At 69.4% G+C, this 22,287-nt stretch carries 22 protein-coding genes and 1 tRNA gene; 14 read left to right on the top strand and 9 right to left on the bottom strand.

The window, feature by feature from the left end; translation table 11 throughout:
- Window position 1: 1 nt before the first annotated feature.
- The 4 genes from OG570_RS34260 to OG570_RS34245 all read left to right on the top strand — a co-directional run bounded on the left by OG570_RS34260 (window position 2) and on the right by OG570_RS34245 (window position 4,733).
- Window positions 2–781, top strand: coding sequence for an enoyl-CoA hydratase/isomerase family protein (locus OG570_RS34260; RefSeq protein ID WP_326953126.1), 780 nt, complete (start codon window positions 2–4; stop codon window positions 779–781).
- A gap of 121 nt (window positions 782–902) precedes the next feature.
- Window positions 903–3,158, top strand: a complete 2,256-nt coding sequence (locus tag OG570_RS34255) for a glycosyl hydrolase family 18 protein (RefSeq protein WP_326953125.1) — start codon at window positions 903–905, stop codon at window positions 3,156–3,158.
- A gap of 187 nt (window positions 3,159–3,345) precedes the next feature.
- Complete coding sequence (locus OG570_RS34250; protein ID WP_326953124.1) at window positions 3,346–4,524, top strand: alginate lyase family protein; 1,179 nt, start codon at window positions 3,346–3,348, stop codon at window positions 4,522–4,524.
- Between the two features lie 135 nt (window positions 4,525–4,659).
- Window positions 4,660–4,733: transfer RNA gene (locus OG570_RS34245), tRNA-Pro, on the top strand.
- Window positions 4,734–4,849: 116 nt separating this feature from the next.
- Here OG570_RS34245 and OG570_RS34240 read toward each other — a convergent pair.
- The 3 genes from OG570_RS34240 to OG570_RS34230 are packed head-to-tail and all read right to left on the bottom strand — an operon-like array spanning window position 4,850 to window position 6,355.
- The gene (locus tag OG570_RS34240) at window positions 4,850–6,055 is read right to left on the bottom strand and encodes a tyrosine-type recombinase/integrase (RefSeq protein WP_326953123.1); all 1,206 of its coding nucleotides are present in this window, start codon (window positions 6,053–6,055) and stop codon (window positions 4,850–4,852) included.
- Window positions 6,055–6,210 carry a helix-turn-helix transcriptional regulator gene (locus tag OG570_RS34235; RefSeq protein ID WP_326960238.1) on the bottom strand — a complete coding sequence of 52 codons (156 nt, stop codon included), beginning with the start codon at window positions 6,208–6,210 and terminating at the stop codon, window positions 6,055–6,057. The genes OG570_RS34240 and OG570_RS34235 overlap by 1 nt, the downstream gene beginning before the upstream one ends.
- 13 nt (window positions 6,211–6,223) lie before the next feature.
- A complete protein-coding gene (locus tag OG570_RS34230) occupies window positions 6,224–6,355 on the bottom strand; it encodes a hypothetical protein (protein ID WP_326953122.1) in 132 nt (43 codons plus the stop codon).
- On the opposite strand from OG570_RS34230, the gene OG570_RS34225 reads away from it, so the two are divergent.
- The 4 genes from OG570_RS34225 to OG570_RS34210 all read left to right on the top strand — a co-directional run bounded on the left by OG570_RS34225 (window position 6,348) and on the right by OG570_RS34210 (window position 9,713).
- Complete coding sequence (locus OG570_RS34225; RefSeq protein WP_326953121.1) at window positions 6,348–6,524, top strand: sigma factor-like helix-turn-helix DNA-binding protein; 177 nt, start codon at window positions 6,348–6,350, stop codon at window positions 6,522–6,524. The genes OG570_RS34230 and OG570_RS34225 overlap by 8 nt on opposite strands.
- 433 nt (window positions 6,525–6,957) lie before the next feature.
- The gene (locus OG570_RS34220) at window positions 6,958–7,941 is read left to right on the top strand and encodes a hypothetical protein (RefSeq protein ID WP_326953120.1); all 984 of its coding nucleotides are present in this window, start codon (window positions 6,958–6,960) and stop codon (window positions 7,939–7,941) included.
- Between the two features lie 324 nt (window positions 7,942–8,265).
- Window positions 8,266–8,952: a hypothetical protein gene (locus OG570_RS34215; RefSeq protein WP_326953119.1), complete on the top strand. Its 687-nt coding sequence runs from the start codon at window positions 8,266–8,268 to the stop codon at window positions 8,950–8,952.
- Window positions 8,953–9,113: 161 nt separating this feature from the next.
- Window positions 9,114–9,713 carry a hypothetical protein gene (locus OG570_RS34210; RefSeq protein ID WP_326953118.1) on the top strand — a complete coding sequence of 200 codons (600 nt, stop codon included), beginning with the start codon at window positions 9,114–9,116 and terminating at the stop codon, window positions 9,711–9,713.
- A 145-nt stretch (window positions 9,714–9,858) separates the two neighbouring features.
- Here the strand turns inward: OG570_RS34210 and OG570_RS34205 are convergent, their stop codons facing one another.
- The 3 genes from OG570_RS34205 to OG570_RS34195 form a co-directional block, all read right to left on the bottom strand.
- A complete protein-coding gene (locus tag OG570_RS34205) occupies window positions 9,859–10,248 on the bottom strand; it encodes a hypothetical protein (protein WP_326951548.1) in 390 nt (129 codons plus the stop codon).
- 56 nt (window positions 10,249–10,304) lie between these two features.
- Window positions 10,305–11,540, bottom strand: a complete 1,236-nt coding sequence (locus OG570_RS34200) for a GDSL-type esterase/lipase family protein (protein ID WP_326953117.1) — start codon at window positions 11,538–11,540, stop codon at window positions 10,305–10,307.
- Window positions 11,541–11,648: 108 nt separating this feature from the next.
- Window positions 11,649–12,332, bottom strand: a complete 684-nt coding sequence (locus OG570_RS34195; RefSeq protein WP_326953116.1) for an alpha/beta hydrolase — start codon at window positions 12,330–12,332, stop codon at window positions 11,649–11,651.
- A gap of 99 nt (window positions 12,333–12,431) precedes the next feature.
- On the opposite strand from OG570_RS34195, the gene OG570_RS34190 reads away from it, so the two are divergent.
- A complete protein-coding gene (locus OG570_RS34190; protein ID WP_326953115.1) occupies window positions 12,432–13,325 on the top strand; it encodes an AraC family transcriptional regulator in 894 nt (297 codons plus the stop codon).
- Entirely contained in the window at window positions 13,322–13,606 is a 285-nt protein-coding gene (locus OG570_RS34185; protein WP_326953114.1) for a hypothetical protein, read from the top strand. Before OG570_RS34190 ends, OG570_RS34185 begins: the two co-directional genes overlap by 4 nt.
- On the opposite strand, the gene OG570_RS34180 is transcribed toward OG570_RS34185, so the two are convergent.
- The 3 genes from OG570_RS34180 to OG570_RS34170 form a co-directional block, all read right to left on the bottom strand.
- Window positions 13,603–14,436: a GH25 family lysozyme gene (locus tag OG570_RS34180; RefSeq protein WP_326953113.1), complete on the bottom strand. Its 834-nt coding sequence runs from the start codon at window positions 14,434–14,436 to the stop codon at window positions 13,603–13,605. The genes OG570_RS34185 and OG570_RS34180 overlap by 4 nt on opposite strands.
- A gap of 102 nt (window positions 14,437–14,538) precedes the next feature.
- Window positions 14,539–15,990 (bottom strand): radical SAM protein, encoded by a 1,452-nt coding sequence (locus OG570_RS34175; RefSeq protein WP_326949851.1) that lies wholly within the window; start codon window positions 15,988–15,990, stop codon window positions 14,539–14,541.
- On the bottom strand, window positions 15,990–18,566 hold the full coding sequence (locus tag OG570_RS34170) for a glycosyltransferase (protein WP_326953112.1): 2,577 nt from the start codon (window positions 18,564–18,566) through the stop codon (window positions 15,990–15,992). The genes OG570_RS34175 and OG570_RS34170 overlap by 1 nt, the downstream gene beginning before the upstream one ends.
- 139 nt (window positions 18,567–18,705) lie before the next feature.
- On the opposite strand from OG570_RS34170, the gene OG570_RS34165 reads away from it, so the two are divergent.
- From OG570_RS34165 to OG570_RS34150, 4 genes are all read left to right on the top strand, one after another.
- Window positions 18,706–19,800, top strand: a complete 1,095-nt coding sequence (locus OG570_RS34165; RefSeq protein ID WP_326953111.1) for a sensor histidine kinase — start codon at window positions 18,706–18,708, stop codon at window positions 19,798–19,800.
- The gene (locus OG570_RS34160) at window positions 19,797–20,450 is read left to right on the top strand and encodes a response regulator transcription factor (RefSeq protein WP_326953110.1); all 654 of its coding nucleotides are present in this window, start codon (window positions 19,797–19,799) and stop codon (window positions 20,448–20,450) included. The genes OG570_RS34165 and OG570_RS34160 overlap by 4 nt, the downstream gene beginning before the upstream one ends.
- A gap of 90 nt (window positions 20,451–20,540) precedes the next feature.
- Window positions 20,541–20,930 (top strand): hypothetical protein, encoded by a 390-nt coding sequence (locus tag OG570_RS34155; RefSeq protein ID WP_326953109.1) that lies wholly within the window; start codon window positions 20,541–20,543, stop codon window positions 20,928–20,930.
- Window position 20,931: 1 nt separating this feature from the next.
- A complete protein-coding gene (locus OG570_RS34150) occupies window positions 20,932–22,239 on the top strand; it encodes a DJ-1/PfpI family protein (RefSeq protein ID WP_326953108.1) in 1,308 nt (435 codons plus the stop codon).
- The last annotated feature ends 48 nt before the right edge of the window (window positions 22,240–22,287 follow it).

Raw genomic sequence — 22,287 nt, 5'->3', positions numbered from 1 at the left:
CATGACTGACCAGGTCCGCCTCGACCGTGACGGCGGGCTCGCCGTCCTGACCGTCGACGCGCCGCCGTTGAACCTCTACACGGCTTCCCTGCAGGCCGACCTCGCCGCCGCCATCGGCTCGCTGGAGGACACCCCCGCCCGGGCGCTGCTGATCCGCGCCGAGGGCAAGATCGTCAGCGGCGGCGTGGACGTCTCGCTGTTCGACGCCCAGGGCTCGCCCGCCGAGGCGAAGGTGCTGTTCGACGAGATGCTCGCGGTGCCGGACCGGATCGCCGCGCTGCCGTTCCCCACCGTGTTCGCCGCCCACGGCCTGTGCCTGACCTGGGCGTTCGAGGTCGCGGTGGCCTGCGACCTCATCCTGGCCGCCCCACGCGCGAAATTCGGCCTGGTCGAGAAGGTCGTCGGGCTGACCCCGACCATGGGCGGCACCCAGCGGCTCGCCGCGCGGGCGGGCGTCGGGCGTGCCAAGGAGTTCGTGATGACCGGCGACACCTACGACGCGGCGACGATGGAGCGCTGGAACGTCGTCAACCGCGTCCTGCCGGACGAGGGCTTCGACGCCGCGGCCCGCGCGTTCGCCCAGCGGCTGGCCGACGGCCCGACCCGCGCCCACGCGGCGACCAAGCGCGTGCTGGACCACTTCGCCGCGGGCGGCGTCCCGGAGGCCAACGCGCACATCACGACGATCGCGGCGGCGCTGTTCGAGACCGAGGACCTCCGGGGCGCCGTGAAGTCGTTCCTCGCGGACGGCCCGGGCAAGGCGACGTTCTCCGGACGTTAACAGTCCGTTCGGACAACGGTTTCCGCCGTTCGGGCGTGCGCGGATCGTCCCGCTCCGGGCTACATTCGAATTTGGTCTAGACCACCACATTCGTCTGCTTCGTGTCGCTTGGAGAACCGCCATGAGACGCACGCCCGCACGACTACGCTCCGCGCTCGCCGCACTGCTGATAGCAGCAGGCGGCGTCGCGGCGCTGGCCCCGCCCGCCGCCGCGGCCGGTTCGCTGACCGCCTCACTCGCCCTGAGCGGCGCGACCGGTACCTACACCGTCACCAACGCCGGAACCGCCTCGGTCAGCAACTGGGCGATCACCTTCACGCTGCCCGCCGGCGTCACCGCCAGCACCGGCGACAACGCGACGGTGACGCAGAACGGCACCCAGGTCACGCTGACCCCGGCGTACTACATCGCGACGCTGGCGCCGGGCCGCAGCACCTACCCGTACAACCCGACGTTCCGGCTCAGCGCGGCCGCGACGCCGGCGCAGTGCCGCGTCGACAACGCCAACTGCGACGGGTCACCGGACACGCCACCCGGCGCGCCCGCGAACCTGCGGCTGGTCGCGAAGACGACGACCACGGCCGCGCTGGCCTGGAACGCGTCGACGGCCGGCTCGCTGCCGGTCACCGGCTACGACGTCTACCGGGACGGGACGCTCGCCACGTCCGTCACGGGCACCAGCGCCACGATCAGCGGACTGACGCCGAACACGGCGTACTCGTTCACCGTGAAGGCCAAGGACGCCAAGGGCACGGCGTCGCCGGCGAGTGCGGCGCTGGCCGTCACGACCAACAACCCGGCCAACGACACGCAGGCACCGACGGTGCCCGGCGGTCTGCGGTCGACGTCGGCCGACGCGGCTTCGGTGTCGCTCGCGTGGACCGCGTCCACCGACAACACCGGCGTCGTCAGCTACGACGTCTACCGCGGGAGCACCCTGGCGACGACGGTCACCACGACCGCCGCCGTCGTCACCGGCCTGTCACCGTCCACTTCGTACACGTTCACCGTGCGCGCCCGGGACGGCTACGACAACGTGTCGGCGCCGAGTGCCGCCGTCACCGCGAAGACCGGCGACATCGTCTCGGGCTACGCGAAGGTCGGCTACTTCGTGCAGTGGGGCATCTACGGCCGCCAGTACTTCGTCAAGAACCTCGAGACGACCGGCGCGGCCGCGAAGCTGACGCACCTGCTGTACGCGTTCGAGAACATCGACCCGGTGAACCTGACCTGCCTCTCCGGCGTCACGAAGGGCACCACGGCGAACCCGCAGGACCCGAGCCAGGGCGACGGCGCCGGTGACGCCGAGGCCGACTACTCACGGCCGTTCGCGGCGGCCCAGTCGGTCGACGGCGTGGCCGACACGGGCTGGGAAGCGTTGCGCGGCAACTTCAACCAGCTCAAGAAGCTCAAGGCGAAGCACCCGAACCTGAAGGTGCTGGTCTCCCTGGGCGGCTGGACGTACTCGAAGTACTTCTCCGACGTCGCGGCCACCGACGCGTCGCGCAAGAAGTTCGTCTCGTCGTGCGTCGACACCTGGATCAAGGGCAACCTGGCGTCCTACGGCGGCGCCGGCGGCCCGGGCACCGCGGCCGGGCTCTTCGACGGCATCGACATCGACTGGGAGTGGCCCGCCAGCGCCGACGGCCACCCCGGCAACCACTGGAGCCCGAACGACAAGAACAACCTGACCGCGCTGATGGCCGAGTTCCGCACGCAGCTCGACGCGTACGGCGCGACCACCGGCAAGCGGTACCAGCTGCAGGCCTTCACCCCGGCGGACCCGGCCAAGGTCGCGGCCGGGTGGGACCTGTCGAAGATCTTCGGCTACCTCGACGTCGCGAACGTGCAGGGGTACGACTTCCACGGGTCGGGCAGCGACAACTCGTGGGAGCCGAACCGAACCGGCCACCAGGGCAACCTGTACGCCGACGCGGACGACCCGTACAACTTCCACTTCAGCGCCGAGGCGGCGATCAACGCGTACACCAACGCGGGCGTCGATCCACGGCGGCTGACGCTCGGCCTGGCCTTCTACGGCCGCGGCTGGCAGGGCGTCGCCGCGGGCGGGAAGAACGGCGAGTGGCAGTCGGCGACCGGCGCGGCGCCGGGGCAGTTCCCCGAGGAGGCCGGCACGCGCGGGTACTCGAACCTCCTCGCGAGTGTCCCCGGGTGCACGGTCTACCACGACACAGCGGCCGTCGCGACGTCCTGCTACACGGGCAACGGCGGCCAGTGGTGGACGTTCGACGACGCGTGGTCGATCGGGCTGAAGACCACCTGGCTCAAGTCGCGCGGCCTGCTCGGCGTGATGGCGTGGGAGATGTCGGGTGACACCGGGGCGCTGATGAACGCGGTCAGCGCGGGTCTCGGTTAACGGAACGGCTATTCAGCCCGCTGAACGGAAATCGTCTTCCGTTCAGCGGGCTGAACATTTCGCTCTTTCTTTCCTTCACGACACGAAGAAAGGCATTGCCCGCTCTTGACTGACGGTGGTCTGGACCATAAAACTGTCGGGACAGCGCGCTGGTGATCCACCTCACATCGTCGTCCCGAGGAGAGCCATGTCCGCATCCCGCTGGAGGAAAGTCGTCACGCTCGCCGCCGCCGTCCCGCTCGCACTGGGCCTGGTCGCCACCCCGGCACCCGCGGCGCCGGCCACGTTCACCCACCCGGGTGTGCTGGTCAGCCGTCCGCAGCTGGACTTCGTGAAGGCGCAGGTGAACGCCGGCGCCCAGCCGTGGAAAGCCGCTTACGACCAAGCCAAAGCGAGCACGTACGCATCGCTTTCGCGCACGCCGAAACCGCGTTCGGTCGTCGAATGCGGCCCGTACTCGGACCCGAACCTCGGCTGCACCGATGAGCGGGAAGACGCGATCGCGGCGTACACGGACGCGCTGATCTGGTACATCTCGGGCGACGCCCGCTACGCGCAGAAGGCGATCGCCCTGATGGACGCGTGGTCGGCGACGATCACCAACCACACCAACAGCAACGCGCCCCTGCAGACGGGCTGGGCGGGCTCGTCGTGGCCCCGCGCGGCGGAGATCATCAAGTACACGTACACGAGCTGGCCGAACTCGGGTCGTTTCGGCACGATGCTGCGCAACGTCTACCTGAACAAAATCATCAACGGCAGCAACAGCAACGGCAACTGGGAACTGTCCATGATGGAGGCCGCGGTGGGCATCTCGGTCTTCCTGGAGGACAAGACGAACTACGACAAGGCGGTAACCCGCTACCGCAACCGCGTCGCGGCGTACGTCTACCTCACTTCGGACGGCTCGCTCCCGAAGACGGTCCCGGGCAGCGGTCTGTCCACACGCGACCAGATCGTCGGCTACTGGCAGGGCCAGGGCACGTTCGTGGACGGCCTGACACAGGAGACATGCCGCGACTTCGTCCACACGGGCTACGGCATAGCGGCGATCGCGGACGTGGCGGAGACGCTGCGCATCCAGGGCCAGGACGTCTACGGAACGGACGTCGGCGAGCGCCTGCGCCAGGCGTTGGGCTTCCAGTCGAAGTACGAACTGGGCACGGCGGTCCCATCCTGGCTCTGCGGCGGCAGCGTGAAGCGAGGCCTGGGCCCGGTGACGGAGGTGGGCTTCAACGCACTCCACGGCCGCCTGGGCATCGCAATGGCCAACACGCAGACGCTGACGGAGAGCAAGCGCCCGGCGGGCACGAACGCGTTGTTCGTCGCGTGGCAGACCCTGACCCACGCGAACAACCCAGCGTGACCTGACCCTTGCCCGCCTGCCTCTGCTTTGCCCTGGATCTTTGGGTTTCCGCAGGTCAGGCGGGCAAGGCACCCTGGTTACAGAGCCGTTTCGAGGGCGCGCTAGAGTACTCACACGCACTGAGAAGTGCGGGTCCGGGCTGTGGCGCAGTTTGGTAGCGCACTTGACTGGGGGTCAAGGGGTCGCAGGTTCGAATCCTGTCAGCCCGACCGGATCGGCCACCTTTACGCAGGTAGAGGTGGCCTTTTTCATGCTCGAGATAGCTCCGGACGCGACTCAGCCCCGGGGCTGCCCACATTTCGCCCACATGCCCCGGGGCTGATCATCACGCCGCCATACTCGCCAGCGCCTGAGTACGTCGGGCGTCGAGCACGTCCGCCACCTCATCGAGGCGATCCGGGAACAGGTGCCCGTACACGTTGAGGGTCATGGCCGCGTCGGCGTGCCCGAGCATCTGCTGAACGACCTTCACGTCCGCGCCGGCCGCGATGGCGAGGGAGGCAGCCGTGTGCCGCAGCTTGTGCGGAGTGAGCCCGGCGACGCCCAGGTCGGCGGTCTTGAGCGCCGCGTTGAACTCCCGGACACGCCAGTTGTTCGCCCGCAGCGACTGGCCCCGTCCTGTCGTGAAAAGCAGGTCGTCGGACTGCCGGCCGGTCACCAGCGGACGCAGCACCGACACAAGCGACGCCGGGAAAGTGACAGTCCTCTTCTTCCCGGTCTTCGGCGGTCCCTCGTGCTGCACCCCACCGACCTCGAAGAACGTCACGGCGACCCGGATGCGCCGCTTGGCGAGGTCCACGCGCCCGACCCGTAGCGAGGCTGCTTCACCCCACCGAAGGCCGGTGTAGGCCAGCAGCAGGATAAGTGCGCGGTTGATCTCGGAGCCCGCCGTTGGTCGGTCATACTTCGTCCGGAGGACGGCCGCAGCGTCAGCGAGCGTCTCCACCTGTTCGTAGCCGAGGTAGATGTGCTCCGCGTCCGGACGCACCGGCAGCTTGACCCCGCGCGCCGGGTTCACCAGGATGCGACGCGGCACGCACCAGTCGAGCACCATCGAGAACACCCGGTACGCATGCCGGGCCTGCGAGGGCCCGAGCCCACTTCCGCCCTTGTCTTTCGACTTCAGCAGGTCCGCTACCCACAGCGCCACGTCTTCGCGGTGGATCGCGTTGAGCGGCCGGCCACCCCACTTGACGTTGACGTGGTTGTCGAGGAGACCTCGGTACTTCCACCACGTCGACTGGCGCAGGTCGTGGCGGCTGTCGAGCCACTTCTCCCCCATCTCGGCGAAAGTCACCTTCGACGACTTGGGATCCACATAGGACCCGCCACGAAGGCTGTCTTCGAGCTCCGTCCGGCGCGCCTCTGCCTTATCCTTGTTCGGCGCCGTCTCCGACCTGAGCTTGCCGGTCACGTCGTAGTAGCGAACTTCCCAGCGGGCCGGTGGTCGCCGCCCAGCCGCCTTCGCCTTCGTGACGGCCTCGCGATGCGCTGTCTTCTTCAGCCGGTCGTAGACCCACGCACGAGCCATCAGCAGGCCGCCTGTCCGTCGATCCAGGTGTCGACGTCGGACGGCCGGTAGCGGACGTACTTGCCGACGCGGAACCCGGCCGGGCCTTTGCCGGTCTTGCGCCACTGGTAGAGCGTGTTCACCGGAACCTGGAGGTAAGAGGACAGGTCTTCAATGCTGAGCAGCCGGTCATTCGTGGTCGTTTTCCTTGCTGTACTTGAGTTTTCGGTCGTCTCGGATGCGTTCGGCGATGCCCGCGGCGAGTTCGCGTTCCGCGTCGTCGCGGTAGCCGGAGCCGTCGAAGGCCCAGTCGTTGACCACCGCGATCGAGGTCTACATGGGTCGCATGGCCGAGCTCTCGCACCTCCGCAAGGACGCGATCGAGCAGGCTCACGACACCGGGATGAGCTACACCGAGATCGCTGCCGCTCTGGGGATCACCAAGGGACGTGTCACTCAGATCCGTTCTCAGCCACCGCCGTCTTCGTGACCACTCCCCAGGCCTCCAACATCGGTGTGTTCAGAGTTTCTTTTCTTGTTCAAGGCGGCCCCTCCGGGGCCGCGCCGCTATCGGCCGACACGCGCGGGGCCCGCCTCCGGCACCCACGCGACCGGCCGGCGGCTGCACCGGAGGCCACAGCTCAAGAAGAAGAGAATGTCCTCGCCGGACGGGCAGGTCTCCGAGATGGCCGGGTCGGGCACTGCGGTTGCGTCCGTGTGCGGCCAAACGGCATCTCGTCGACCTCCCGAAGGGCTATCACGCCGCGTCAAGGGGGCAGCCGAGCAGGCAAGCAGCGGTCATGCAGGAAGTACCCCCTTGACACAGCGTGATCGGGCTGCGCCAGGTCGACGAGATGCCGAAAGGCCACCCACTCGTGGGGGTAAGATCAAACCCACGCTGGCGACGACCGAGGGGAGTGATGATGCAGATCATCGACGACAACCAATACAAGGCTCTGAGCTTTGTATCATTCGCGAATCGCGGCGGTAATCGCCCGAAAGAGATCGAACTTCGAGAGTGGATACTGAACCCGGGTCCGAAGCCCGGAAGAAGAGGTCGACTAGTAAAGCGAGGTCGACCCGCGAAGTACGAAACGGTCGGCGGTATCTACGACACCGAGTCTTTTCGAAACCTAGCCAGAGCGGCCTCGAATATTATCGATAATTCCACACTGGCAGGAATTCGTAAAATCGGCGAAGACTGGCAAAGAGCGTCCGCCGGTATCCTTTCCGCGAACGTGTACAGCATACTCGGAACCCGCCGGTTGATCGAGCCGGAGATTCCGGACGAGTACGGGCCCGACGTGCCAGCCGAATCGTTCGTTCAACACTTGATCAGGCTGGGATGGATAGACCAGGACGACCAAGGCGGACTCGGCCTTACGCCACTTGGTCGCGCCCTTCTGCGCAGCGAAGACGCCTCGGAAGGCGAGTCCGACGCGTATGACGTGGTCATACTTGATGCCCAGAATGAACTGTCTTACCCTGTTTTTATTCAACGCCTTGCGGAAGCCGGTGAAGCCATCCTGATTGACCCCTATTTACGGATCGAACAGCTACTTGCAATCCGCGCCTACACTTCGATATCACGCGTACTCGTATCGTCCCAGCTTCGACGAGAAGATCGCGCAGCAATGGCCGTACTAATTGAATCTGGCACCGGTCGACCCATCGAATTACGCATGGCGGATCACGGGGTACTTCACGATCGCATGGTCATTGGGACAAATTCTGCGTTCACCATCGGGACCTCAATCAACACCATTGGTAAACAGCATCCCACAATCCTTACGCCTCTTCCCGTCGTGGCGGCAGACGTGATGCGAACCCATGTCGACAAGTGGTGGAACGAGGCTCAGACCGTTGCAACCTACCCGCCAGTCGAAGAAGAGCAGCCCGAGGATTAGACGTCGCTCCCGCGACCGTGCCATGTCGCAGCTCACGTCAAGCACCGCCGTCGCCAGCCCACATTCTGCCCACATGGCACCCGCGAACGATGGTGAATGACCATGATCAAGGACTCAGATCTTCCCTGCACAACGGGCACTACCTGGCGAGCGCGCAGGTCGTTGGTCCGTCGAGTAAGTGCAAGGGGTCGCAGGTTAGAATCCTGTCAGCCCGACCGGATCGGCCACCTTTACGCAGGTAGAGGTGGCCTTTTTCATGTCCACGCTCGTTTCAGCCGTCGTCGCCGTGCTCCGCGCGACCGGCCCGAGGGAGGCCGCCGCCCCATGAGTTTCGATCTCTACATCCGGCGGGAACCGCACCCGATCACCGATGAGCGCGCCGCCGAGGTTTGTCGGCAGCTTGGGGACGGCCGCGATGACGTGGTCGATCCCGACGCACGGGTCTTGGCTTTCCGCGACGATTTGGCCGGCCACTTTCCCGACCTGGAAAGCCTCAGTGTCGACGAGCTCGAGTCCTCGCCCTGGGCCATGAGCCCGGATGCGACGCCGCGTCGGGTGGTTCTCTGCATGAGCTGGTCCAGTCTCGATGGGGCCGTGTCGTTCGTCCTCGAGCTCGCCGGCCGGCACGGTCTGGTCTGCTTCGACCCGCAGAGCAAGCGGGTCCACAACCCCAGGACCGCCGCAGCCGGCGGTCTGCGGCTGCAGTGCTGTGACGGCAGCCGGATCGACGATCCCAGCCGGGACGATCTCCACCTGCACCTTCGCCGGCTCTCCGCGGAGAACTGGCACGCCACTCTGGAACGCCGGCCTGGCTGGTTCGTGCAGGTCGGCATCGGCCAGTACGCCGGGAACGTGCCCCCGGGGAAGTTCGCGGTGGAGTACCGGGAGGGCGAACCCGATCTGCACTACCGCGTCCTCGTCGGCACCCTCGACGAGGTCATGGCCGTCTTCGACGGATTCGCCGTCGGTGACGAGGCTTGGAAGACAACCCATCCCTGGGCGAAATACTGACGCCTGGCGCGCCATCGACGCTGCCGGGCGTCAAAACAGCACGCGGGATCCGTGCGACCGCGTCCAACTGTCGCGACGACTCAACCGGGAGCGGGGGTCGGGCGTGTGGGGTGCAGGGAACCGCGCGGCTGAAGACGCGCGGTGGATGGGGAGGACACGAAATGACCAAGATCGCCGCGACGTTGCTGGCCGTCATCGCTCTGGGGCTGGGACTTGCTCCTGCTGCTACCGCTCAGGAAGGCGCGAGTCTCGAGGTCTATCCGACCGAGGTGCGACCCGGGGCCGTCTTCGGGACCGGTATCCGTGGCGTGTGCGAGACCTACTCGGACGTCACCTCGGATGGGTTCGCCGCGCCCGTTCAGCTGGTCGGGGATTCCGACGAGTTGTGGGCGACCGGCGACGCCGTTCGCACGCCGGGGACCTACACCGTGACCGCGACCTGTGATTCCGAGGTCTTGACCACCACCTTCACGGTCCTTCCCCACCAGCCGCCGTCCTGGTGGCTCTCCCCGATCGACGTGCAGCCCGGCGGGGAGATCTGGGGTGGGTCGGACATCATCAGCGGGTGCCCCGGCGGGCCGGTCGGGCCCGTTACTTCGCCCGGCTTCGCCGCTCCGCTGCAATTCACCACGGGTGGGAACTTCGGGCGATTCAGCGGGAAGACCACCGCCGGCGCTACTCCCGGGACCTACACCGCGACCCTGCAGTGCGCCGGCACGCCGATCATCGGCACGCTGCACTTCACGGTGGCCGCCGGCTGATCCGGCTCGTTGTGTGCCGCAGGCCGCCGTCGGGCGGCTTGCGGCTCACTCGCCGAGAAACGTTCCCATGCCGACTGACGGGGTCATTCCCAGAGCAGAATCTCTTTGCGTCCAGGGTGCTTGCCGCCGCGCATTGCGAAACGCGTCAGGCGTGGCCTGACAAAGTCAGTGAACCCAGGAACGATGACGTCCAGCCCGACAGTTCCTCCAGGCGGGACATCAAGCCCTCGATTTCCGCCCAGCGGCGGTGTTCGCGCTCCAGGTCCGGGACCAGGGAGTCGCCTACCAACAGCAGTAGCGTGGCTATCTCGTACGCTACGTCCGCCAGCTGCAGGAACGGGCGGTATTCCGGCTCTGTCCCCGTGCCGTGGCAGGACGCCCACGAGCGGGCGGCGTGGCCGGTGAGGCGGCAGGTCTCCTCGATCGTCGCGCGCAGGGTGGAGCGGCGGGATGTCGGCGATGGTTCCAGCAGCGGGGCTATGTTCCAGGCCACCGACAGCAGGCAGCACCCCGCGTCGTCCATCGAGTTGTTCATCACGCGACGTACTTTGCTCAGCGACCCGCACACGCAAGGCGTTGCGACTCGCGCTTTCACCCCATCGTGTGGGAAGTTGACCCGGCCGTGAGCATCGGGATCGAGATGAAGTCCGCCAGTGCTTGCTGGCCTGCCGCGTTCGCGTGGATTCCGTCGCCGTTGTCGTACGCCGGGTTGATGCTGTTCGGCTTCAGGGGGTCCTTCAGGACCTCGTCGAAGTCGACGATGCCCGTGCACAGGCCGCCACAATTGTTCCAGCGCTCTACGAACAGCGCTATCTCGTGGCGATCCAGGTTGTTCTTGTCGCTGTAGCCCGGTCGTGGGGTGCTCGGGGTGACGTAAATGGCGATGCCTGCCGCGCGGAGGCGGGCGAAGACCGCTCGGTAGCTGTCCAGGACCGCCGTCGCGTCGCAGCCGTACGCCAGGTCGTTCGTCCCGTAGTAGTAGATCACCGACTTGACGCCGTGCAGGGCCAGGACGTCTCGGTCCAGGCGGCTCGCGGCGTCCAGGCCGACGACACCTGGCGGCATCGCCGGACAAAAAACAGCGCTCGTCGTGCCCGAGACTCCCGCGTTGGCGACGGCCAGGCCCGAACTGGCGGCTCGACGCGCCAGGTCGTCCGTCCAGCGGCGGTCCGCGCCCAGCTGGGTGCAGCCGGGGCCGCAGTTCGTGCTGCCTATTCCGTCGACCACCGAGCTGCCGAACGGGACCACCGTGCCCTTCAGCGCCGTGTTGTGCACGTCCACCGCGCTGACGACGTAAGTGGAGCCCACCGTCTGCGCGAATGCCGAACCGCCGGCGTCACCAGTGTGGTCCCCCGCGCCGGCAGCCGTCAGGTAGTTGTCGCGCAGGGCCGCGCCGTGGCGGCCGACCACCGCCGTGCCCGGCACCGACATGCTCACGGCCAGGTTCGTGTCCGGCTTGGTGGTCAGGCGCAGCTCGTCGCTCCACGCCTCTCCCCCGGCCGGGATGGTGACCGCGCGGGCGCCCGCGAAGGTGAGGTCGCGGGGCGCGGTCACCGCCGCTCCACCCGCGCTCACGCCCGCCGTGGCGTGGCCCACCGACAGCGGGCCCGTGCCGAACGTGTTCTGCAGGCGGACCCGGATCGCGTCTCCGCCCTGGCTCAGGTGGGTGATCATCCGCAGGGACTGCGCGTTCAACGGGGTGTCCGCGCGGCCGTCCTGCGACTGGGCCCACGAGGTGAACCACGCCTGTCCGGCTCCCGCGGCGACCGGCGCCGCCGCGAACGCCAGGGCCGAAACCGCCGCCAGAACCGCCACCTTGCCGCGCACAGGCACCTCCGTAGTCCACAAAGGACGAAACGAAAACCGTGACAGTACCGAGAATAGGGAGCCGCCCCCGCGCGGACAACAGCGCGGGGGCGGTCCTGTCCGATCTTGTCAGCCGGCGGCGCGCTCGATCAGGTCGGCGATCGCGACGGGCTGGGACGCCAGCGACGCGTGCCCGGACTCGAGCTCGATCGTTTCGCGGGCGCCGATGCGGGCGGCCATGCGGCGCTGGTTGTCCGGGGCGATCATCCGGTCCTGGGCCGAAACCTGGTACCAGGACGGCTTCCGCTTCCACGCCGGATCGGTCACCGGGTCGCCGAACGTCGAGCCGACCGGCGCCTTCTGCGTGACGGCCATGACCCGGGCCTCGTCCTCGGGCAGGTCCTGGCAGAAGCTCTCGTGGAACTTGTCCTGCGCGATCCACAGGTAGCCGTCGGAGTCCGGCGCGATGTTCGCGCCGCCCGGGGCGTCGTGGCCCTCGCTGACCGTCGCCAGGCTCTCCCCCGCGTCGGGCGCGAACGCCGCGACGTACACCAGGCCCGTCACGTTCGGCAGCGTCCCGGCCTCGGTGATGACGGCGCCGCCGTACGAGTGGCCGACCAGCAGCACCGGCCCGTCGACCTGCGCGACCATCTGCCGGGTGCGGGCCGCGTCGGCGGCCAGCGACGTCAGCGGGTTCTCGACCGCGTGGAGCGCCCCGAAACCGCGCTTGTCCAGCTCTCCGATGACCTTCGCCCAGTGCGCGGCGCCACCCCAGAAGCCGTGGACCAGCACCACCGTCGGCTTGGCAGACATGATGGGGTTTCCTCCTCGATCAGGCGCGCCGGGTCCGCTCGTGCGGACTCGCTCGCGCATACTGCCTTCGCAGCCTATGAGGAGGTTCGAGCAAGAACCATGGCCCAGAGACCGGAAAACTTTGCCGATTCACCGCCGCTGCCCGCGTACGGCGAGCAGGATGCGCTCTCCGACGTCCTGCAGGCCATCCACCTGCAGGGCGGCGACGTGCGCCGGCACACCGACGTCGTCGAGCGCTATCCCGCCGGGACGCGGTCACTGCACCTCGTGGGGGCGGGGCGGGTCCGCCTCGATGTCGAGGGCGAGGCGCCTGTCGAGCTGAACCACGGCGATATGGCGCTGCTCGCCCGCGGTGACGCGCACGTCGTCCGCCCGGCGCCGGCCGCGGACTGGGTGACCGGCGAGTTCCTCGTCGAAACCGTGGTCGCCGCGCCGCTGCTCGGTGTTCTCCCCGCGGCGATCGTGATCCGCGGCGACGCCGGGACGGCGGCGTGGCTCCCGCTGAGCCGGGACCTGCTCCTGTCCGAGGTCACCCGGCCCGAGCCCGGCGCCCGCGTGATGGTGTCGCGGCTGCTCGACCTGCTCTTCATCCGCTCGCTGCGGACGTGGGCGGCCTCCGGCGACGCGGCGCACCCCGGCTGGCTGACCGCGGCGATGGACCCGGCGCTCGGGCCCGCGCTCACGGCGATCCACCGCGACCCCGGGCGTGACTGGCCGGTCGACGAGCTGGCCCGGCTGACGTCGCTGTCGCGCTCGGCCTTCGCGGCCCGGTTCGCCGAGTCGGTCGGGGAACCGCCCGGGGCGTACGTCCAGCGGCGACGGCTGGACCACGCGGCCCGCCTGCTGCGCTCGACGGGCGAGCCGGCAGGGCGGATCGCGGCCCGCGTCGGCTACGCCTCGGAGGCCGCGTTCAGCCGGGCCTTCTCCCGCGCGTACGGGAGTTCGCCCCGGGCCTGGCGCGTCGCCGCCGGTTCCGGTTCGATGGACCGATGAGCAAGGTGAAACTGCGGGCCGTGCGTGACACCGTGAAGCCGGACGGCGCCCTCTTCGGCGAACCCTACGAGACGCCCGACGGGACGACGGTCATCCCGGTGAGCAACCCGGTCGGCGTGTTCGTGATCCACGACGGCCACGTCAAGTGGGAAGCCGCGGTCGACACCACCCGCGTCCTCCTGATCGGGGCCATGACCGGCCTGATGGCCGCGACGCTCGGCACCCTCGCCGTGCTGCGCAAGCCGCCGTGGCCGGACGTCGTCATCCGGAGGACGCGCTAGGCCGCCTGGCCCTTCGCCAGCGCTTCGACGCGGCCGATCGGGCCGTTGTAGTAGTTCTGGTCGCCCGGCAGGCCGCCGCCGCGGGCGAACTGCCAGATGCTCTGCTTGTCCCAGCCGGCCGGCAGCTCGCCGACGTCCGCGCCGTACCGGGCCAGCCAGAGCGGGTTCGTGTTCCCGAACCCGTTCGCGTTGCCGGTGCAGGTCTTCCACCACGCCGTGCTGGTGTAGATCAGCGCGCTGCGGTGCGCTTTCGCGAGGTAGGTGCGGGTGAAGTCGGCGATCCAGGCCGTCATGTCGGCCGGGTTCTTGCCGTAACAGACGTCGCCGTACGGGTTGTACTCGATGTCGAGCGCGCCCGGCAGCGTCGTGCCGTCGCCGCGCCAGCCGCCGCCGTTCGCGATGAAGTACTCCGCCTGCTGGGCGCCGCTGGAGACGTCGGGGCGGGCGAAGTGGTACGCGCCGCGGATCAGGCCCGCCGCGTGCGCGCCGTCGTACTGCTGGGTGTACTGCGGGTTGACGAACCCGGTGCCCTCGGTCGCCTTGACGTAGGTGAACTTCGCCCCGCCGGCGGCCGCGGCGCCCCAGTCGACCGGACCCGTGTGCCCGCTCACGTCGTGCCCGAGCGTCTGGTCGGCGACGTCGGCGCGGGAGGTGAGCGGGCTCCCGTGGACGCCTTCGTGCGCTTCGATCTGCGTACCCGCGAAGTTCGTGTCCGCGTGCGAGTAGTCGGGAGCGGCGTGCGCCGGTGGCACGACGACCACCGACGCGAACGCCGCGAGCGCGCCCGCCCCGGCCAGCTTCGCCAGGGGTCCGGGAACGGTTCGGCTCATCTGGGCTCCGATCTCGGTACGGCCGTACGGTGCTGGACCCATGCTGCACGCCCGTACCGGTCCCCGCGAGACTTCTGTCACCCGTCGGAGTGATCTCGGTCCTCAGAGCTCGGTCGTGATGATGGCCTCCACCAGGACTTCTCCGGTCCGGGTCAATTCCACTTTCCCCGCCCCGGAATCCAGCCGGACGAGGCCGCGATCGGCCAGGGAGCGGAACTTGCCGAGCCACGGTTCCGCGAAGAGCGACCGCCCGGGGAACCGCGAAGCGTGCACGGAATCGCGCAACGGCTGCAACGTCGTCAGCGCCATCTTCACCGCCCGCGCCTCCTGCCCGTCGGGCGTGAACCGCGTCGCCGAGCCCAGCGGGATCCGGCCGGCCTCGACGGTTTCGATGTAGCGCTTGGAGTTCACGTCGGTGATCGCCTCCGACGCGCGGCAGCTCGAACTGCCGCCGAGCCCGATCGCGACCTCGGCCTCCTGCTTCTCCTGGTCGACCATGATGGACTTCCACTTCTCCGGCCCGAGGCCGTCGCGCGCGAAGTACATCGTCGGGTGCTCGGTGTAGTTCGCGGCACGCAGGCCGTCGGTGAGCAGTTCGCGCATCTGGTACTGCTCACCGAGCGTCGGCCAGCGGTGGCCGTCGCGCACCAGCTTGTCCCGGTAGGACGGCAGCTGCCACGCGGCGGGCTTCTCCCCCGTGACGCCGGTGCGGGTGTCGCTGTAGGAGGCCAGGTGCAGCTTCGTGCACACGACGGCGGTGATCTCGTTCTCCAGCACGACGTCCAGGTCCCGGCGGACGCTGTCGAGGGTCTGGTCGAGCAGGCCGTACATCAGGTCGATGCTGACCCATTCGAAGCCGAGGCGCTGCGCGTTGCGGACGAAGTCGACGCACATCCGCGCCGAGTGCTCGCGCCCGCACAGCTCGAGGACGTGGTCGTCGAACGACTGGACGCCGCTGGACAGCTTGGTGCAGCCCAGGTCCCGCAGCAGCTCGAGCTTCGCCGGCGTGAACGTACTGGGGTCGCCCTCGAAGCGGATGGTCGTGTCCGCGGTGAACCCGAACTCTTCCCGGTAGAAGTCCAGCAGCCGCCGGATCTCCGGCTCGGGCAGCAGCGACGGCGTCCCGCCGAAGACGTTGAACTCGCCGACCTCCGCGCCCGCCAGGTTCGGGACGGCGTCCAGCCACATGCGCGCTTCGCGGATGTTGAGGTCGACCCAGTGCTTCGCTTTCTCGTACGTGACCTCGGGTTTGCCCTTCACCAGCACCACCGGGTACTGGCAGAACCGGCAGCGGTAGGCGCAGGTCGGGATGTAGGACCACAGGTGGATCGGGGCACTGGACGCCAGTTGCGCGTCGAGGTCACGCAGGAAGTCCGCGGGCGCGTAGCCGGGGACGTTGCCCGGGAACACGTGCGCCCCGAACGGATCCTCCTGCACGTAGTCGAGCAGGTGCCGGTTTTCGGGCGCCTCCAGGACGTCGAGCACCGCGGGGCGCGGCCACGCGGGGTCGAGACCGTGCAGTGAGCCGATCGCCTCTTCGTAGGCGAGTGTCATCAGAACACCCCTCCGTTGCCGAAGTAGTTGTGGGCCTCTCCGGATTCTCGGTCTTCGCAGTAGTAGTGGACGAACTCCGCGAACCGCTCCGGCGGAACGTCCGCGAAACACGGTGGCAGCGGCGGCGGGACGCCGATGTCCTCGCCGACGTGCTTGCGCAGGCACGCGAACAGCTCGTCGGCGAACTCGAGGTACAGCCGGTACGACGGCGTCTTGTACGCGTGGATCGGCGTGAAGTCGACGACGCGCATCCCGGCGCGGATCTCGGCGATCCGCTCGCCCAGCCGCGCGGCCAGGTCCGCGCCGAAGAACCCGATGACGGCGTCGTCCTCCAGCAGGGCCGGGGTCAGCAGCACCGGCAGGATGGTGTTCTTCGGCGTGAAGTCCTTGATGGAGAACTCCCACGCTTGCAAGGCTTCCGCCTCGGTCAGGTCGGTCTCCACGGCCGGCGCGGAGGGGCGGATGTCACGCATGACGATGGTGCCGCCGGAGCCGTAGGCGCGGCCGGCGATGACCTCGTCGATGGCGTGGTCGACGCGCCGCGGGTTGATCTCGACGCGCGAACGCGGCGCGTACGTGATCGCGTCGCCCCCGCCGGCGACCTTGATCCCGAAGTCCCAGTCGTCGGAGAGGTGGCTGACGAACTTGCCGTCCTGCAGCTGGTAGAAGATCTCGATGCCGCCGGCGCGCTCGTAGGCGTCGCGTTCGACGGCGAAGCCCTTGCCGTCGGGGAACCCGCCGAACAGCGAGAACGTGACGGCGCGGCAGCGCAGCGTCCGCTGGATCGCGTCCCAGAGCCGCGGCCGGCCGGTGAAGTGGTCCGCGTTGTAGTAGTAGTCGCAGACGCCGATCGAGGCCTTGGTCGTCTCCATCGCGTCCAGGAGCTCGCTCAGCCAGTGGGCGTCGACCTGGCAGTCGGCGTCGGCGGAGACCAGGTAGAACCGCTGCGCCGGATCGGTGTCGGGCCGGTTCCGGCTGCGCGCGGCGGCGAAGTCCATACCCGCGCGGCGCGCGCACGAGACGCCCTGCTCGGGCTCGTGGATCACGTGGACCGCCAGGTCCGGATGCGCGGCCGCGAACTCGCGGGCCAGCGCGACGGTGTCGTCGGTCGAGTTGTTGTCGACCAGGACGACTTCGTAGCTGTCCTTGTCCAGCGCCTGCTGGTCGTACAGCGTCCGCAGGACCGACCGCAGGTTCGCGGCCTCGTTGTACACCGGCAGCACGACGCTCAGCCGCGTCCCGGCGCCCATCGGCGGCGGGTACAGCCGATCGACCAGGTCGTCGACGACCTGGGTGCCGAAGCGCGCCCGCCCGAGATCCTGGTTCACCCGCACCACTTCCGCTCGTTTCCTCTCGTCGGTGATCAGTTCGGCCACTTCGCGCGCGAACGCCGCGTCCGGCAGGTCGTTGGCCTGGATGTCCAGCACCGGCGCCCGGAACCCGGCGCTGCCGTAAACGGCGTTATACAGCTCGTAGCCGCTGGTCACGTACGGCGTCCCGGAGGCGATCGCCTCGCTGACCGGGTTGCCGTAGCTCTCGTAGTCGTAGGAGGTCAGGAAGGACACGACGCTCGCGTGCGCCAGGAGGTCCCGCACGGAGTAGCGGCCGGGCGCGGTGGTGTCGTACGGCGTCAGCCAGCCGCCGAAGACGACGCGGTCGCGCACCCCGAGCCGGTCGGCCAGCCGGGTGAGGTGGACGTACTCCGCGGGTGCTTCTTCGACGTCGCCGGCCACGAACAGCCACGCGTCCGGCAGCAGCGCGAGCAGGTGCAGGTCCCGGTCGACGCGCTTCTGCGGGATGATCCGCGTGATCCGGGCCAATAGCGGAGCGTCCTCGGGGATCCCGTGGTCGCGCTTGAAGCCCGCGTTGCGCGCGTCGATCTCCGCCGTGGCGATGGGGAACGTGTTGGGCAGGACGTCGAGGTTACGCAGGCCCGGCACCCACTCGAGGGTCCGCGCCCGTGCTTGTTCGTGCAGCGCGAAGTAGTGGATGTACGGCGAGTTCCGCGGCGCCGGGGTCTCGCGGTACGGGAACCGGCCGTACTTGGCGATCCCCGGTTCGCTCTGCCACATCAGGTCGTGGTCGCGCCAGAACACGAACCGGCCGAGCCGGTGCCGCGCGCCGTAGCGGTCGATCGCGCGGTAGAGGGCCTCGGTGTAGGTCGGGTTCTCCGGCAGTGTGCCGTTCTCGACCATCACCATCGTGACGCCGAGGTGTTCCCAGGTGGCGGTGATCCGGTCGGCCAGCTCGCCGGCGATCCGGTCGATCGCCGGCCGCAGCGCCGCGCCGGCCTCCCGCTGGACGACCTCGGTGAGCACCCGTTCGACGAACGGCCGGTCGTAGCCGCGGACCTGCTCGACGCCGTCGATCCGGTCGAGGACGACCCACTCCGGCAGCAGCCCGGCCTCGTCACGGTAGGGCCGGAAGAACGCGCCCTTGTCGGCCTTGATGTCGTAGCCGAGATCGAGGTGGACGCGGTGGCCCCGGGCGGAGAGCCGGGCCGCCGTCTTGAGGAACTCGACCACCACCCCGGACAGCGGAGTTCCGTCGAAGGACACGCCCCAGAGCACTGACATCGATGACGGGCTCCCGTTCTCGACTGCGGTGTCCGCTCCACCCTACGTGGCCCGGTCACCGAAACGCCGCGCGAACAGACAGCGCTTTCCCGGCGGCGAGGCGGTTGACCGGGCCCGCCGGACCCCGCAGAGTGGCACCGTGAACCGGGCTCTGGCGGTGCTGACCGGCGGCGCCTTCCTCTCCGTGGTGCTCGGGGTCCTCGCGTCCGGGGAGCCCGTGGCCTCGCTCGTGCTGGGTGCGGTCTTCGCCGCGCTCGGCACCGCCGGCTTCGGCTGGGTGCGCCGGCGCGAGCACCTCGGCTGGGCCGCCGCGTACGTCGTCGTCCAGCTGCCGCTGGCCTTCGTGATCTTCACGATCAACGCCGGGGTCGGCGCGACGCTCTTCCTCGTGGTGCTGGTCAGCCAGTGCGTGCTGCTGAAGCTGCCGCTGCCCGCTCTCGCCGTCGTCATCGCCGTGGTGCCGCTCGTGCACCTCGGGATGTCGCTGGGCGCCGGCCTGCAGGAAGGTCTCGGCACGCTCGTGTCCGTGGTCTTCGCGGCCGTCGTCACGGAGCTGCTCCAGCGGGAGAAGCGGTCCCGCGGTGAACTCGCCGAAGCGCACGCGAAGCTGCAGGACTACGCCGCGCAGGCGGAACGGCTCGCGACGGCACAGGAGCGCAACCGGGTCGCCCGGGACATCCACGACGGGCTCGGGCACGCGCTCACCGTCGTCCAGATGCAGGTCAAGGCCGCGCGGGCGGTCCTGCCGACCGATCCGGGCAAGGCCGACGACGTCCTCGCGAAGGCGCAGGACCAGGCCGAGACGGCGCTGGCGGACGTCCGCCGGTCCGTGCGGACCCTGCGGGAGCCCCGCGCGGTGCCGCCGTTGCCGGAAGCCCTGAAGGCGCTCGCCGAGGAGACGTCGGCGACGGGTGTCCCGGCGACGCTGACCGTCTCCGGCGTCGAACGGCCGTTGCCGGACGAGGCCGGCGAAGCGCTCTACCGGGCCGCGCAGGAAGGCCTGACCAACGTCCGCAAGCACGCCCGGGCGAGCCGCGTCGAGGTGCTCCTGGACTACGGCGACGCGGGCGTCCGCGTCGAGGTCCGCGACGACGGCACCGGCGCTGGCAGCGCGCCCGCGACCGGCTTCGGCCTGCTGGGGCTGCGGGAACGGGCCGCGCACCTGGGTGGGAAGCTGGCGCTCGAATCGGCACCGGGACAGGGGTGCACGCTGAGCATGGAGGTACCGGCGTGAGCCGCGTCCGGGTCCTGCTGGTCGACGACCAGGCGCTCTTCCGCGAAGCCCTGGCGACGCTGCTGGCCACCCACGACGACATCGACGTCGTCGGCGAAGCGGGCAACGGCGACGAAGCGCTGACGCGGGCCGCCGAGCTGGCCCCCGACGTCGTCCTGATGGACCTGCGGATGCCGGTCCTCGACGGGGTCGCCGCCACCCGGCGGCTGCGTGCCGGCCGGCCCGGCGTCCAGGTCATCGCGCTGACGACGTTCGACGACGACGAAGACGTCTTCGCGGCCTTGCGTGCGGGCGCGGTCGGGTATCTGCTCAAGGACGTCTCGTCGGCGCGGCTGGTCGAAGCCGTGCTGGCCGCCGCGCGGGGCGAGTCGGTGCTCCAGCCGTCCGTCGCGGCGAAGGTCGTCGCGCGGTTCGCGCAGCTGCCCGAGACGACCGCTCCCCGGCCGCAGCCGCTGGTCGTGCCGCTGTCGGAGCGGGAGCTGGAAGTGCTGCGGCTCGTCGCCGACGGCCGCAGCAACCGCGAGATCGCCGCCGCGGTGTTCCTCGCCGAAGGCACCGTGAAGAACCACGTCACGAACGTGCTGGGCAAGCTCGGCGCCCGCGACCGCACCCAGGCCGCGCTGCGCGCGCGGGACCTCGGCCTGCTCTGAGGGGTCATGACCCCCGGTCATGACTTCCGGCACCTGGCAGCACGCGCGCCGGCCGGGATTCTCGTCCAGGAGAAACCTGGAGGGAACCCCATGACCACCACCGAAACCGGCCGGGCCACCGGCCGCAAACTCGCCCGGTTCACCGGGCACTACGTCGAGATGGTCGCCGCGATGATCATCGGCATGGTCGCGCTCGGCCCGCTCTGGCCGGACGCCTGGACGGCCCGCCCGGACGCCGGCGCGTTCGTGATGGCGACGAACATGAGCGTCGCGATGGCCGCCGCGATGCTGCTGCGGCGGCACTCCTGGCCGCGGATCGCCGAGATGACCGCGGCGATGTACCTGCCGTTCGTCGTCCTGCTCGCGCCGTACTGGCTGGGCGCGCTGTCCGCCGACGGGCTGATGATCGCCGGGCACGTGATCATGTTCCCGCTGATGCTGGCCGTCATGGTGTGGCGCCGCGCCGAGTACTGGCACTGACATGCGAACCTTCTTGCGCCGCAGCGCTTTCGTCCTCGCCGCCGTGCTCGCCGTGCTGCTGGTCCCCGGCGTCGGCGCGACCGTCTCCGCGCTGGCGACCTTCCGCGCCCTCAACGCGCCCGGCCCGCAGCGGGCCGGGCCCGCCGCCCCGCCGCTCCCCCACGACCCGGCCAAGCCGACCGCGGTGGTCGTCGTCGGGAACGCCGGCGCCGTCGTCTCGGACACGCTCGCGCCGTATGAGATCCTCGCCGCGACCGGCCGGTTCAACGTCTACACCGTCGCCCCGGACCGGGCGCCGAAGCCGTTGACCGGCGGCCTCGACCTGGTGCCCGATCTGAGTTTCGCCGATCTTGGCGCCCGGCTGGGCGGGGCCGCGCCGGACCTCGTCGTCGTCCCGGCGATGCCGGACACCGGTGAGGCCACGAACGAACCGGTGACCACGTGGCTGCGTGCGCAGGCCGCCCGCGGCACGCGGCTGCTGAGCGTCTGCAACGGCGCGGGTGTGCTCGCTTCGGCCGGCCTGCTCGACGGCCGGCCCGCCACCGCGCACTGGCTGAAGCTCGAGTCCTACGCCGATGACTACCCAGCGGTGCAGTGGCAACGCGGGAAGCGCTACGTCGACGACGGGAACGTCGTCACCACCGCCGGGATCCTCTCCGGCATCGACGGCACGCTGCACCTCGTCGAGCGCATGGCAGGCGCGGGAGTGGCCGCCGACGCCGCGAAGGCGATCGGCTGGCGGCACTACGGCACACCCGTGCCGGTGACGACCCCGGCCGCGATGCCGGACGCGGTCGCGATCGTCAACGCGGGCTTCCGCTGGAACCCGGCCGAGATCGGGGTGCTGGTACCCGACGGCGTCGGCGAGATCGAGCTGGCGTCGGTGTTCGACACCCAGGGCCAGTCGCTGTCGTCGCGGACCCTCGCGGTGAGCGCCGACGGCGGCGCCGTCCGGTCCCGGCACGGGCTGACCTTCCTGCCCCGGGCGAAACTCGCCGACGCCGATCTCGACCGCCTGCTCGTGCCCGGCGCGACGCGTGGAGTGCCGACGCCGCCGGGCGGGCCGGCTCCTGAGTACGTGCACGACCGGCCCGGCTTCGCCTACGACGTCGCCGTGAGCGGGCTCGCGCGCGACACCGACGTCGCGACCGCGCGGTGGACGGCGAAAGCCTTGGAGCTGCCCGTCGACGACGTCGTCTTCGACGGCCCGGCGTGGCCGTGGTGGCCCACGGCCGTCCCCGCCGGGCTCGTTCTCCTCGGGGTGGCCGGGGTCGTGCTCGTGGTGCGGCGAAGGCGTCGGGTGGAGTGACCTAAAACGATTTACACATTGGCCACCGGACAAGCACGGACGATCGTC

The sequence above is a fragment of the Amycolatopsis sp. NBC_01286 genome (assembly GCF_035982555.1).
Classification (GTDB): domain Bacteria; phylum Actinomycetota; class Actinomycetes; order Mycobacteriales; family Pseudonocardiaceae; genus Amycolatopsis.
This window is presented reverse-complemented; position numbering and strand designations above follow the sequence as displayed.

Bases quoted from the DNA above. Each gene is read 5' to 3' on its own strand.
- OG570_RS34190 (WP_326953115.1), top strand. From the start codon at position 12,432: ATGGCCCAGAGACCGGAAAACTTTGCCGATTCACCGCCGCTGCCCGCG.
- OG570_RS34185 (WP_326953114.1), top strand. From the start codon at position 13,322: ATGAGCAAGGTGAAACTGCGGGCCGTGCGTGACACCGTGAAGCCGGAC.
- OG570_RS34170 (WP_326953112.1), bottom strand. From the start codon at position 18,566: ATGTCAGTGCTCTGGGGCGTGTCCTTCGACGGAACTCCGCTGTCCGGG.
- OG570_RS34195 (WP_326953116.1), bottom strand. From the start codon at position 12,332: ATGTCTGCCAAGCCGACGGTGGTGCTGGTCCACGGCTTCTGGGGTGGC.
- OG570_RS34215 (WP_326953119.1), top strand. From the start codon at position 8,266: ATGAGTTTCGATCTCTACATCCGGCGGGAACCGCACCCGATCACCGAT.
- OG570_RS34150 (WP_326953108.1), top strand. From the start codon at position 20,932: ATGCGAACCTTCTTGCGCCGCAGCGCTTTCGTCCTCGCCGCCGTGCTC.
- OG570_RS34220 (WP_326953120.1), top strand. From the start codon at position 6,958: ATGCAGATCATCGACGACAACCAATACAAGGCTCTGAGCTTTGTATCA.
- OG570_RS34255 (WP_326953125.1), top strand. From the start codon at position 903: ATGAGACGCACGCCCGCACGACTACGCTCCGCGCTCGCCGCACTGCTG.
- OG570_RS34175 (WP_326949851.1), bottom strand. From the start codon at position 15,990: ATGACACTCGCCTACGAAGAGGCGATCGGCTCACTGCACGGTCTCGAC.
- OG570_RS34210 (WP_326953118.1), top strand. From the start codon at position 9,114: ATGACCAAGATCGCCGCGACGTTGCTGGCCGTCATCGCTCTGGGGCTG.
- OG570_RS34155 (WP_326953109.1), top strand. From the start codon at position 20,541: ATGACCACCACCGAAACCGGCCGGGCCACCGGCCGCAAACTCGCCCGG.
- OG570_RS34250 (WP_326953124.1), top strand. From the start codon at position 3,346: ATGTCCGCATCCCGCTGGAGGAAAGTCGTCACGCTCGCCGCCGCCGTC.
- OG570_RS34180 (WP_326953113.1), bottom strand. From the start codon at position 14,436: ATGAGCCGAACCGTTCCCGGACCCCTGGCGAAGCTGGCCGGGGCGGGC.
- OG570_RS34260 (WP_326953126.1), top strand. From the start codon at position 2: ATGACTGACCAGGTCCGCCTCGACCGTGACGGCGGGCTCGCCGTCCTG.
- OG570_RS34205 (WP_326951548.1), bottom strand. From the start codon at position 10,248: ATGAACAACTCGATGGACGACGCGGGGTGCTGCCTGCTGTCGGTGGCC.
- OG570_RS34240 (WP_326953123.1), bottom strand. From the start codon at position 6,055: ATGGCTCGTGCGTGGGTCTACGACCGGCTGAAGAAGACAGCGCATCGC.